The sequence below is a fragment of the Pseudoalteromonas sp. SG44-5 genome (genome assembly GCF_014164175.1).
GTDB classification, from domain to species: Bacteria; Pseudomonadota; Gammaproteobacteria; order Enterobacterales; family Alteromonadaceae; genus Pseudoalteromonas; species Pseudoalteromonas nigrifaciens.
Map to the genome: position 1 here is coordinate 14396 of NZ_JACJES010000012.1, position 12926 is coordinate 27321.

The 12926-nt window shown below is 40.7% G+C and carries 8 protein-coding genes; 2 read left to right on the plus strand and 6 right to left on the minus strand.

Going from position 1 to position 12926, the window contains the following annotated elements; translation table 11 throughout:
• Window positions 1-107 precede the first annotated feature (107 nt).
• On the plus strand, window positions 108-833 hold the full coding sequence (locus tag H5079_RS12410) for a YebC/PmpR family DNA-binding transcriptional regulator (RefSeq protein WP_011329702.1): 726 nt from the start codon (window positions 108-110) through the stop codon (window positions 831-833).
• 224 nt (window positions 834-1057) lie between these two features.
• On the opposite strand, the gene H5079_RS12415 is transcribed toward H5079_RS12410, so the two are convergent.
• Window positions 1058-3241, minus strand: coding sequence for a malate synthase G (locus H5079_RS12415; RefSeq protein WP_011329703.1), 2184 nt, complete (start codon window positions 3239-3241; stop codon window positions 1058-1060).
• Window positions 3242-3479: 238 nt separating this feature from the next.
• On the opposite strand from H5079_RS12415, the gene H5079_RS12420 reads away from it, so the two are divergent.
• The gene (locus H5079_RS12420) at window positions 3480-5081 is read left to right on the plus strand and encodes an isocitrate lyase (protein WP_011329704.1); all 1602 of its coding nucleotides are present in this window, start codon (window positions 3480-3482) and stop codon (window positions 5079-5081) included.
• Between the two features lie 1094 nt (window positions 5082-6175).
• Here H5079_RS12420 and H5079_RS12425 read toward each other — a convergent pair.
• The 5 genes from H5079_RS12425 to H5079_RS12445 all read right to left on the minus strand — a co-directional run bounded on the left by H5079_RS12425 (window position 6176) and on the right by H5079_RS12445 (window position 12923).
• Window positions 6176-8194, minus strand: a complete 2019-nt coding sequence (locus tag H5079_RS12425; protein WP_182684202.1) for a S9 family peptidase — start codon at window positions 8192-8194, stop codon at window positions 6176-6178.
• Window positions 8195-8345: 151 nt separating this feature from the next.
• Entirely contained in the window at window positions 8346-9074 is a 729-nt protein-coding gene (locus tag H5079_RS12430; protein ID WP_182684203.1) for a 5-oxoprolinase subunit PxpA, read from the minus strand.
• 11 nt (window positions 9075-9085) lie between these two features.
• Window positions 9086-10885: a glycoside hydrolase family 3 protein gene (locus H5079_RS12435; RefSeq protein WP_182684204.1), complete on the minus strand. Its 1800-nt coding sequence runs from the start codon at window positions 10883-10885 to the stop codon at window positions 9086-9088.
• Between the two features lie 196 nt (window positions 10886-11081).
• Complete coding sequence (locus H5079_RS12440; protein ID WP_182684205.1) at window positions 11082-11867, minus strand: heme ABC transporter ATP-binding protein; 786 nt, start codon at window positions 11865-11867, stop codon at window positions 11082-11084.
• A complete protein-coding gene (locus H5079_RS12445; protein WP_182684206.1) occupies window positions 11868-12923 on the minus strand; it encodes an iron ABC transporter permease in 1056 nt (351 codons plus the stop codon). It lies immediately after the preceding gene.
• Between the last annotated feature and the right edge of the window lie 3 nt (window positions 12924-12926).

Consider the following 12926-nt stretch of genomic DNA (forward strand, 5'->3'; position numbering starts at 1 on the left):
GTAATTAGTGTGGTGTTATAAACGTTATATATTAACGTGGTGCTAGCCCAATACGTTTTGAATTGGTAAAATGTCGACAAGTTTAACGTATTCATTAGAGGTACATGATGGGCAGAGCATTTGAAGTTCGTAAAAGTTCGATGGCTAAAACGGCTAACGCAAAAACTAAAGTAAATTCAAAATACGGCAAAGAAATTTACGTTGCAGCTAAAAACGGCGAACCTGACCCAGATGTAAACCAAACTTTGCGCCGCTTAATCGAAAAGGCAAAAAAAGATCAAGTGCCTGCGCATGTTATCGAAAAAGCAATTGAAAAAGCCGCCGGTGGAGCAGGGGAGGATTACTCAACTGCACGTTACGAAGGTTATGGCCCTGGAAATTGTATGGTTATTGTTGACTGTTTAACCGATAACCCAAATCGTACTATTAAAGATGTACGTTTGCCTTTTACTAAAACAGATTCAAAAATTGGTACACCGGGTTGTGTAGCACATATGTTTGATCATTTTGCTGTACTTGGTTTTTCAGGCGATGATGACGAAGTTGTGTTAGAAGCACTAATGATGGCTGACGTTGATGTAACCGATGTTGAAGTTGAAGACGGTAAAGTATCGGTGTTTGCCCCACATACAGAATACTTTAAAGCTAAAACAGCCCTTGAAGAGGCGTTTGAAGGCATTAATTTTGAAGTAGACGAAATTACTTTTGTCCCGCAAGTACATATTGAAATTACAGATGAAGAAGTAATTGCTAACTTTGATAAGTTCATCACTATGCTTGAGGATTGTGATGACGTACAAAATATTTATCACAACGCAATCATCAAAAACTAATTAAAGCTGTATATTAAAGCGGTAATAATTTTAGAAAAAGCGTGTTTTGTGTAAGCAAAACGCGCTTTTTTGTGGTTAAAAACTAATAACGGCTACTAAGATGAATGTTAGCCATTCACCTTAGTTATTAATAATGGCTGGTATTTTTGGCAAATAAATAAAAACCAGCACTTTGGCTGGTTTTTGTATGCTAACTAGGGTGTTTTATTACTTGAAGTTAAGTGTTAAGTACCTTGCTGCGCTTTATATTTTAAGCGGTAGCTGTGCAATAAAGGCTCAGTGTAGCCACTTGGTTGCTTAGCTCCTTCTAACACTAAGGCTAGTGCAGCTTGGTAGGCAATATTATTAGCAAGTGATTGCTCACTAATTGCCATAGGCTTATAAGCACTGTCATGTTCATTTTGGCCATCTACCACTTTTGCCATTTTAGCCATGGTTGATCTAATTTGTTGCTCGCTGCAAATACCATGATGCAGCCAGTTAGCCATATGTTGGCTTGAAATACGCAGTGTTGCTCTGTCTTCCATAAGGCCAATGTGGTTTATGTCGGGCACTTTAGAGCAGCCAATCCCTTGGTCAATCCAGCGTACTACATAACCTAAAATACCTTGGGCGTTGTTTTCAAGCTCGGTTTTAATATCTTCTTTGCTAAGTAGCTCAGGCTCGTCCATTAATGGCGGGGTAAGTAGCTCATCTAGGCTGGCAATAGCACGCTTAGCAATGCTTTGCTGCTCGCTAAATACATCTACATCATGATAATGCATAGCATGCAGAGTTGCTGCAGTGGGGGAGGGCACCCACGCGGTATTAGCACCTGATTTAGGATGAGCTATTTTTTGCTCCATCATTAATGCCATTTTATCGGGCATAGCCCACATACCTTTACCTATTTGTGCTTTATGGCTTAAGCCACAAGCCAAACCAATGTCTACGTTGCGATCTTCGTAGGCGCTGATCCACGGCTCTAATTTAATAGCGGCTTTAGGCAGTACCACACCGGCGTGCATTGAGGTATGAATTTCATCACCTGTTCTATCTAAAAATCCGGTATTAATAAATACTACACGCTCTTTTGCTGCATGAATACAGGCTTTTAGGTTAGCTGAAGTACGGCGCTCTTCATCCATAATGCCCATTTTAATGGTGTTTTTTTCTAAGCCAAGTGCTTCTTCAACCATGTTAAATAGCGTGTTAGTTAATGCCACTTCTTCAGGACCATGCATTTTAGGTTTTACAATATTTATACTTTGCGCACTGGAGTTTTTAAGCGCACTGCTAGAATTTAAATCATGCAGCGCCGCTGTTGCAGTAAACATGGCATCCATAATGCCTTCAAACACATCGTTACCGCTTACGTCGGTAATTGCTGGATTGGTCATTAGGTGGCCTACATTGCGCACAAACATCATGCTGCGGCCTTTTAAGCTTAGGGTTTCACCATTTAGCGCCGTATATTGGCGATCGCTTTGCAGGGTACGTTCAACTGTGTTATCGCCTTTTTTAAACGATTCAACTAAGTTGCCTTGCATTAAACCTAACCAGTTTTTATAAACTTGTACTTTATCCTCTGCATCAACCGCAGCTATAGAATCCTCGCAGTCCATAATAGTGGTAAGTGCAGCTTCAAGTACCACATCTTTTAAGCCAGCTTTATCTGCTTGGCCTATTGGGTGATGGTGATCTATATGTAGCTCAAGGTGTAGGCCATTATTTTTGAGCAAAATAACGCTAGGGTTTTGTGCTTCACCTTGGTAACCCACTAATTGCTCAGGCTTTTTTAGTTTGGTTTGTGAGCTGTCGCGTAGAGTAATTGACAGCGCACCGTCAACAACAGAATAATTAGTGCTCTCTATATGCGAGCCGTTTTCTAGTGGCAAGGCTTTATCTAAAAACTGCCTCGCGTATGCCATTACTTTAAAGCCACGAACTGAGTTATAAGTACGGCCTTTTTCGGCACCATCTTCTTCGCTTAGTACATCAGTGCCGTATAGGGCATCGTATAACGAACCCCAACGTGCGTTTGCAGCATTAAGTGCAAAGCGTGCATTGCTTACCGGCACTACTAGCTGTGGTCCCGCTGTTTGTGCTATTTCGGGCTCAACATTCTTTGTTTCAATACTAAAATTTTCAGGTTCGTTTACAAGGTAACCTATGTCGGTTAAAAACGTCTGGTACTGGGCTTTATCCCAGCTTTTATTAGCCAGATGATACTCATCAATTTGCTGTTGTAGCTGTTCGCGTTTAGCAAGTAGAGCTCTATTTACTGGCGTTAATGTTTGTACAATATGCGCAAAGCGCTGCCAAAATTGCTGCTCATTTAAATGTGTACCAGGTAATAGCTGGTTTTTAACAAAGTCAGCTAGTTGGTTGTCTACGCTGAGTCCTGAGTGAGTGAGAGTATGGGGCATTTTAATAATCCTTAAACGGTCGCGATATTGTAAATTTTAGTGTGCGTAGTGTAACCATAACGTAAAAAAGAGGGGTTGAGTGCATTTTGCTCATTCATGATATGTATAGCCGCAATAACAACTATAAATTTACTAAATCTGAAAAATAAGCCTAATGTTTAATTAAGCGCTGCAGAGCAACTAAAGCAGTCACTCTCATAACACTATAATAATTTACCCCGTTCAAAGGATTTTAATTATGACTACATATAAAAGCGAAACAGATACATTAGCAACACTTTGTAAAAAACAAGGTAGTGCATGGAAAACCATTAACCCTGAATATGCAACACGTATGCGTTTACAAAATCGCTTTCGTACTGGGGTAGAAATTGCACAGTTTACTGCTGACATTATGCGTGAAGACATGGCCGCATACGACGCAGATACAAGCCAGTACACTCAGTCTTTAGGTTGTTGGCATGGATTTACTGCGCAACAAATGATGATGGCTATTAAGCGCCATCAAAAAACAACTAAGCGTAGTTATGTATACTTAAGTGGCTGGATGGTTGCGGCACTTCGTTCAGAGTTTGGTCCGCTTCCGGATCAAAGTATGCACGAAAAAACCTCAGTTCCGGCACTAATTGAAGAAATTTACACCTTTTTAAAGCAAGCCGATGCACGTGAACTAGACCATTTATTTAATGACCTAGATGCAGCTAAAGCAAACGGCGGCGACGTACAAGCGGTACTAGATAAAATTGATAACTTTGAAACGCACGTAGTGCCAATTATTGCTGATATTGATGCCGGTTTTGGTAACGAAGAAGCGACTTACCTACTCGCTAAAAAAATGATTGAAGCAGGTGCTTGTGCAATTCAAATCGAAAACCAAGTGTCTGACGCTAAGCAATGTGGCCACCAAGCAGGTAAAGTAACCGTACCGCACGAAGACTTTTTAGCTAAAATTAACGCAGTACGTTACGCATTTTTAGAACTGGGCATTGATAACGGTATTATTGTTGCGCGTACCGATTCACTAGGCGCCAGCCTAACGCAAAAAGTACCGGTTTCACAAACACCAGGTGACTTAGCTAGCCAGTACAATGCATTTTTAGAAACTACGCCAATTAACGGTGTTGAAGATTTAAATGAAGGCGACACTGCAATGAAGCTTAATGGCCAACTTTGCAAACCAACGCGCCTTGATAATGGTTTATTCCAGTTCCGCGAAGGTACAGAAAAAGACCGCGTAGTACTAGATTGTGTAACTAGCCTACAGTCGGGTGCAGATTTACTGTGGATTGAAACCGAAAAACCACATGTTAAGCAAATTGCTGAGCTGGTTAATCGTGTTAAAGAGCAAGTGCCAGATGCTAAGCTTGTTTATAACAACTCACCGTCGTTTAACTGGACACTTAAGTTTCGTGAGCAAGTGTATCAAGAATGGCAAGAAGCGGGCCGTGACCTTAGCGCTTACCCAAGCTTGGGTGACAATAAAGGCCTTATGGCACCAGAAATGGATGCTACCGAGCTTGCAGTAGCAGCCGATTTACTAGTACAAAACTTCCAACGTGATGGTGCACGTGAAGCCGGTATTTTCCATCACTTAATCACATTGCCAACGTACCATACAGCAGCATTAAGTACGGATATTTTGTCAGAAGGTTACTTTGGTGACTTAGGCATGCTGGCTTATGTACGTGATGTACAGCGTCAAGAGATTCGTCGCGAACAAGCGTCTGTTAAGCACCAAGACCTTGCAGGCTCTAACATTGGCGATACACACAAAGAGTACTTCTCTGGTGATAATGCGCTTAAAGCCGGTGGTGAAGATAACACCATGAACCAATTCTAATTCAACTAGATAGTGTTACGTAAAGGGCCGAAAGGCCCTTTTTTTATGCGTATAATTAAGTAACCTGTCTGTGGGTAATAAAGCTAGCTTTAGTCACTTTTTGACGTTAACTGCATTGAATTTGTTTGCAATAGGCCAGCTATGGGCGCGTAAAGCTGCCTTGTTTCCTCCCCACTCCTCAAAAACCTCTGATTAAAGAAAATAAAATTATCATTACAGTTTAATACTTTAGTAAACCTTTTAACCAGTTCAGTTAAGTAGCTACCCACAACAGATCAGTATTTAACTAGCTGGCTATAATTACGGATCAGAGTTTAACCAAGCTTAGTGTAAAGCCCATTATTTAACCTTTTTAGCACTTTTATGGCTTTATAAACTGTAAATAAAGGCCATAAGTGACTGATTTTAGCTTTTTGAGTGAACACTCACCTTATAATAAACCGATTTTTTACTAACTTGAGCAATCCACAAAACACTTTTTTACTAACTGAGGGCCTATAAACACTAGCTCAAACCGGTTTTTTACCAACTCAGTGGGTATTTAATTGTATAAACCGAAATTTTACCAACTCAAATAATAGTTAAGTCCGATACTTAAGCTAGGCATTAAGATAGCTTAAGTATTAGTAAGCATTTAGATGGCTTTATCTCTATATTGCTGATGTTAGCGTGTAGGTGAATATAGTTAAAGTGGACTATATCCCTAAAGGGGTAGTGAGTACTTTTTGGCTATATTAACCTGATCTCCGGATAATAAACTTATCTCAAGCAGCTATTTTCAGCGCTAACTGCGTTGAATTTTCTTGCAATAGGCCAGCTATTGACGCGTAAATTCGCCTTGTTTTCACTGAAAACCTCTGGCTAGAGAAAATAAAATTAAATATAAATATGATTCAATACGTTAGTAAATCTCTTAACCAGAGTTCAGGTTAATTAACTTGCCGCGGCGTTTGTGGTTTGCCTTGGTGTTACTATTAAAAATACCTAACCTGAGTTTAGGTTACTTACTGTAAACCCCCTTTACACTTATTGGTAATGCAAAAAAGCCACTTTAAAAAAGTGGCTTTAACTTACATACCAAGCGGTATGTTTGGTTATTTAGTGTGTTTATCAAACCACCATTGAATATAGGCAACTTTAGCCATTAAATTAGACGGACGAGCAGTAATACCATGTGATGCATCGGGAATACGTACCATAGCGGTTTCAACACCTTGTAGCTTTAATGCTTGATAAAACTGTTCGGTTTCTGAAATCGGTGTACGGAAATCAGATTCACCAGTTAGTAGCATAGTGGGTGTTTTTACATTGCCGACATAACTAATTGGCGAGCGTTTCATATAATGTTCTATATGATCCCACGGCTTACCCGGAAACCAATAGTCAGCAAAGAACGGATAAAAGTCGGCAGTTAGTACAAAACTGATCCAATTAATTACAGGTTTAGCAACCACGGCTGCGGCAAAGCGGTCGGTATGGCCAACTATCCACGCGGTAAGTACGCCGCCACCAGAGCCTCCGGTAACAAACAATTTAGACTCATCAATAAAACCTTTGGCAATTAAAGCATCTACCCCAGTCATTAAGTCGTCATAATCGTTACTTGGGTAATTATGATGAATAGTTTGTGCAAACTCTTTGCCGTAAGAATCACTCCCGCGAGGGTTCATATACAATACAACGTTCCCCTTAGCCGCATATAATTGTACCTCGGCGCTAAAGTGCGGGCCGTAATTGGCTACCGGGCCACCATGAATTTCAAGAATTAATGGGTACTTTTTATTACTGTCAAAACCAGGCGGGTAGGCTACCCAAGCTTGAATTGGCAGTTGATCGTGGCTCGATTTAAGCCATAGTTCTTCTACCTTGGCTAGTTGTTTATGCCCCAGCGAGTTGTCATTTAAACTTGTCAAGCGCTGTGTTTTACCACGTTTAATTGCCGCTACATCGGCAGGGCGCTGCGTGTCGGCTAGGGTAAACACAATTTCGTCATCTTCGCTCACATCAAAGTCGCCACCAGAATAAGGACGACCAAACGAAACGCTGCCAATTTTTTCGGTAATAACTTTACGTGAACCGCTACGAGGTTGGTACGCTAACGTGGTTTGCCCTTGATCAGCGTAACTAAAGTAAATGCCTTTAGAGTTACCGCTCCATTTTATTTTAGCTACGCTGCGGTCTAAGTCAGCAGTTAAATTAGTTGTTTTACCCGAACGTAGGTCGCGAATATACAATTGGGTGTTTTCGTAATTAGTTTGTTTGTCATCGTAACCGGTATACGCAAGATAGCGGCCATTAGGCGATACTTGAGGTTGGCGGTCGGGGCCGTTTCTATCGGTTACAGCGGTTACTTCAAGCGTAATTAAATTAAGTTTATATACTTCGCTGTTAGTTGGCTTTAACAAGTAATTGTTATGCCTATTAGCCGAAAAATATAACGCTTTTTTATCTTTACTAAAGCTAACTTCGCCGCCGTTATTAAATTCATCAAAGGTAAGTTGTTTAGCATTGCCGCCATTTGCGTCAATAATAAATAATTGCTCAAAGCCCTTTTTAGAGTAACCAGCACCATCAGCACGATAATACACGTCGTCAATATATTTAGCTGGCTCTGCCCAAGTAGCGCCTTCAGGTTTACCAGGTAAGTTAATGGGTGAGCTTGATGTGGTGGCAACAAACATACTAAATGCGAGTTGCTTAGCATCTGGGCTCCAGCTTAGCGCTTTTGGCGTACTTGTAAGGTTACTTATTTTGCTAACCGCGCCAGTTTTAAGCCATTTCATGTAAATTTGGTTGCTACCGTCACGGTTTGAAATAAACGCTAAACGAGAGCCGTCCGGCGACAACTTTGGCGAATGATCCATATGTACGCCAGAAGTAAGCGGTTGAATTTGTCGTGTTTTATAATCTACTGTCCAAATATTACCTATTTTACGGTCGGTTTTTATATCCATTCTGTTACGTACAAAATAAACTGTTTTACCGTCTTTGGTAATGTCTAGCTGGTTAGCGTATTCAAGCGTAAATACATCTTCTAACTGTAGGGTGCTGCTATTGGCAAAGGCAAGATTACCTGTGCTTATTAATAGACTAAGCGCAAAAAATGTTTTCATTTCAAATCCCTGTGGTTGTTAATAATAATAGTTATATGTTAGAGAGTTTAAAAATAATAGCTAGGGCGATGAAGTAATTGCGTGGGTGACTAAATCTGTAAAACGGTTCAGCTGTAAAGGGGGTTTACAACTGAACATATTAAATAATGCTTTAACGTTTACACAATAACTTTATTTGTTGAATGAGTGCAATACCGGCAGGGTTATCGCCGTGAACGCATAAACTATCGGCATCTAAAATTAACTTTTTACCTGAACGCGTAGTTACGCTGCCATCAGCTAACAGTTGCTTTACTTGCTCAATTAAAGCTTGCTCGTTATGCACACTACCTGCTAACTGCCTTGACACTAAAAGCCCTTCGTCGGTGTATTGTCTGTCGGCAAAGGCTTCTAATATTAATTTTAACCCTAAAGTGTCGGCCATTTTTTGATGCTTTTTAGCATCAGCCGTTGCTAAAATCATTAATTTTAATGGGCTAGGGTAGTGTGCTACCGCGCTCATTACGCTAGTTAAAAGCTGCTCGTTAAGCATCATGTCGTTATAAAGTGCGCCATGGGGCTTAACATAACTAAGGCTTAAGCCTTGTACTTTGGCCATACCTTCTAGCGCAGCAATTTGATAGTGCAGACAATTTGTAAGCTCGCTTGCACTAAGTGCCATAGATCGTCTGCCAAAACCTTGTTGATCTGGGTAACTAGGATGAGCGCCAATTTGTACCTTATGCTGCTTTGCCAGCTTGAGCGTATTTGCCATTACATCGGCATCACCCGCATGAAAACCACAAGCGATGTTAGCCATATTAATGTGCGGCATAACCTCTTCATCTAAGCCCATTTTCCAAGCACCAAAGCTTTCACCTAAATCGCAATTTAATAGCATTTAAGTTCTCCTTACTTTTTTATTGTTACAGGCAAAGTGCCATTAGCTGGCAATTTGCCTAACAGTACGTGTGCTAAAGCGGTAAATGCGGGGCCTGTTACAATATCGTTTTTATCGTGATCAATATTATAGGCATACGATGCAAGTACAGCATGCGCATAATCGCTAAACTCAGCAATGTCGTAAGGCGCTCTTAGGCTAATAAATACCGTGTTTTTATTTTGCTTTTTGGCAACTTTTAATAACGACTCAAGTGCTTTTGGCTGCTGTGCGTTGCTAAGTGCAAATTGAGGATCGTTTTTTAAATCATCCATACCGCCAATTTCTACCGCACTTTGATTTGGCGTTGCATTGCCCGCTATAACAACATCGGCTTTATTAATGTCTGTGTGTGCTTGTTGCGGATCAAAGCCTTGCAAGCTGCTACAAGTATAGTTAAGCGTATGTTTACTAATGCTTTGCAGGGCTTGTTGTAGTGCCATACATTTGCGGGTGTCGGGCATTATAATATGTATATGTTGCCCGGCTTTAAGTGTAAGTGGCAGTGTATTGTGAGTGTTTTTAACTTGTGTAATAGCCTCTACCGCAAGTTGAGCTTCAATATTGCGATGCGCTTTACTACCAATAACATGCTTGGCGTTAACTAGCGCATTAATGGCGTTAAAACTGGTGTTAAGTTTTAACTTACTTTTAAGCGCTGTAATACGCTGCGCCGACTCAGTTATTTCTTGCTGATTAAGTTGCTTAGTTTTAACCGCTGTAACTAAATCTGTAATGAGCTGATCAAGTTTGGTTAAGTCATCTATGCTGCGAATTTCTATTGGCATTAAGGCAATATCGACCCCTGCAGCAAAGGTATTTATAACCGCTTGAGTAGGATTGAAAAAGTGACTAATACCTGCCATATCAAGTGCATCGGTTACTACTACGCCATTATAATTAAGCTCATGGCGTAAAATATCAGTAATTATTTTACGCGACATAGTTGCGGGCTTAATCATGCTTTTACCATCTACACTGGTAAAGGTACTGCTATCAAGCGCAGGGTACTGAATATGTGCGGTCATGATCATGCCAGGGCTTTGCGTGGCAATAATCTGTTTAAAAGGGGCTAGGTCTTGTTGGTAAATAACCTCTTTTGAATGGTTAACTCTAGGTAAGCCCGTATGGCTATCTACGTTAGTGTCGCCGTGGCCCGGAAAATGTTTAAGCGAACTAATAATGCCGTTATTTTCAAATCCAGCAACTTGAGCTGCACCTAAAGTTGCAACGCGCTTAGGATCCTCGCCAAACGAGCGTACATTAATAACGGGGTTATCTGGGTTCATATTTACGTCGATTGAAGGCGCATAATTAACGTTAATACCCAAAGCACTTAGCTCGGTGGCCATTACTCTAGCGGTTTGCGCGGCAAAATAACTGTCGTGTTTTTCAAAAGTAGCACCAATCGACATATTACCGGTAAACGAGGTTGCTACATCGCGCGGTAGGCGTGCAACACGGCCGCCTTCTTGATCTACCGAAATAAACAAAGGTAATGCCGAACTCGATTTACTTGCAGCATGTTGTAATTGTTGGTTAAGGGTAATTATTTGTTCAATAGATTGGGTGTTTTCAGAAAATAAAATCACCCCGCCAATATTGTATTTACTAATGGCGTTTGCCAGTTCATTGGGTAATTGAGTCATTGGCGTTCGGCACTGTTTGCTTGCACCTTGGTGACAAAAATAGCGAAAGTCGAGTAATAGCTTTTGGCCAAGTTGTTGTTCAAGCGTAAGCGCAGGTTGAGCTATAGAAGATTGTAATGGCATTAAACACCCGATTAAAAAAGCAATAGACGATACAGCATACTTATTTAGCAAAACACACTCCAAAGCTAAATAAAATAGATAAGTGCATGCAGCTTATCTATTTTTTAGTGCAACTGCAAAGCAGATACGCAATAGCGGTGCGTTTAAGTCTTATTGATTTTTAAAGCTGAATAAACGCTGATATTAGTTAAGTATTTTAGTAACACATTTGAATGTGTGGCATAGCCTCGCTGGTGTTATTTTCAAGCCTGGCGTTAATATTATATACCCGTTTAAGTAGCGCAGGGGTAAGCACTTCTTTTGGTGTACCGCATGCGGCTACTTCGCCACTATTAAGCATGTAAATTCGATCTGCAAAACTGGCAGCAAGCGATAGGTCGTGGATCACGGCAACCACTCCTGCGCCTTGGCTTGCAATACTTTTAGCTTGAGCCATTACATCGTATTGATGAAAAATATCTAAGCTAGAGGTGGGCTCGTCAATTAGTAAGTAAGGTGTTTTATTGGCAACTAGGCTAGGCTGAATTTGGCATAATACCCGCGCAAGTTGTACGCGTTGTTTTTCTCCGCCAGAGAGTTGTGTAAAGGTATGGGTTTTTAAGTGCGTTACACTAAGTGCTTGCATTACTTGCTCTGAAAAATGCATAAGTTGCTGTTTACTATAGTCTGCTTGATGAGCAAAGTGCGCCATATCAACCACTTCAGCTACGCTAAATGGAAAGTCGAGTTCGTAATTTTGCGTAAGCACAGCGCGTAATGTAGCCAAACTTGCTATTGAGTAGTCGCTAAGCAAGCGGTCATTAAGCGTAATATCGCCATTATTAATTTTTATATCGCCGCATAAAGCTTTTAATAACGACGATTTACCCGCCCCATTAGGGCCTATAATTACCACTAACTCGTTAGGTTTTACATAAAAGTTAATATGCTTGAGTAGTTTTTTTTGCCCAATTTGGGCCGATACATTATTAGCGCACAGCATTTATAAGCTCCGTTGCTGATAAGTTTTTAACAACATAATTAAAAAGAAAGGGCCACCAATAGCACTGGTTATTAAGCCAATAGGTAACTCTGCAGGGAGCATTACAGTGCGTGCAAATAAATCAGCAAAGCTTAATAGCAGCGCGCCGCCTAAAATACTTGCTGGCATTAAGTAACGATGATCGGGCCCTAAAACAAGCCTTACAATATGCGGCACAATAAAACCAATAAAACCAATAATACCGGTAATAGAGACAGCTGCTCCGGTGCACAATGCCGTGCAAATAAATACCTGCTTTTTAAGCCGCGTTACATTAATACCTAAGTGTTTAGCTTGCGCTTCGCCTAGTAAATATAAATTAAGCGGTTTTGCTAGGCGTAGTAATAAAACCACACTCAAAACAATAATGCATAAAGAGGGCAGCATCATTGCAAAGTGATTACCGGCTAAAGAACCCATACTCCAAAATGTTAAATCGCGCAGTTGTTGCTCGTTACTAATTAATGTAAGCCCACCAATGAGCGATCCCACAATGGCATTAACAGCAATACCAGCTAGTAATAAGCTAATAATTGTAAACTGACCACTGTGAGCGCTTAATCTATAAATAAATACACATACACTAATACAGCCAATAAATGCGCCAACCGGTACCGCATAAACGCCCAAGGTACTGCTAAAGTTAGCAAATAAACTACTGCCTAATACTATAGTGGCTACAGCGCCAAGTGCTGCACCACTCGACACACCAATTAAACCCGGATCGGCTAATGGGTTTCTAAAAATTGCCTGCATAGCACAGCCACACGCGGCTAACCCTGCACCTACCACCATGGCTAACACTATGCGTGGTAAGCGTATTTGCCAAATAATAGCGTTTTTTAAGCTATCAGTTTCAAGCTGGTTAATTATTGCGACTATTTCACTTAAGCTTAAATTTACGCCCCCTTTACTTAGTGCAATAAAAAACATAAAAACACAGGCTAAAAATAAACAGGGAATGGCCATTTTTCGCTGTTTTTGTTCGGTTAATAGCGTACTTCCTAATGCCAGCATAGT

Coding starts and splice junctions, on each gene's coding strand:
- H5079_RS12410 (WP_011329702.1), top strand. CDS start 108: ATGGGCAGAGCATTTGAAGTTCGTAAAAGTTCGATGGCTAAAACGGCT.
- H5079_RS12415 (WP_011329703.1), bottom strand. CDS start 3,241: ATGCCCCATACTCTCACTCACTCAGGACTCAGCGTAGACAACCAACTA.
- H5079_RS12420 (WP_011329704.1), top strand. CDS start 3,480: ATGACTACATATAAAAGCGAAACAGATACATTAGCAACACTTTGTAAA.
- H5079_RS12425 (WP_182684202.1), bottom strand. CDS start 8,194: ATGAAAACATTTTTTGCGCTTAGTCTATTAATAAGCACAGGTAATCTT.
- H5079_RS12430 (WP_182684203.1), bottom strand. CDS start 9,074: ATGCTATTAAATTGCGATTTAGGTGAAAGCTTTGGTGCTTGGAAAATG.
- H5079_RS12435 (WP_182684204.1), bottom strand. CDS start 10,885: ATGCCATTACAATCTTCTATAGCTCAACCTGCGCTTACGCTTGAACAA.
- H5079_RS12440 (WP_182684205.1), bottom strand. CDS start 11,867: ATGCTGTGCGCTAATAATGTATCGGCCCAAATTGGGCAAAAAAAACTA.
- H5079_RS12445 (WP_182684206.1), bottom strand. CDS start 12,923: ATGCTGGCATTAGGAAGTACGCTATTAACCGAACAAAAACAGCGAAAA.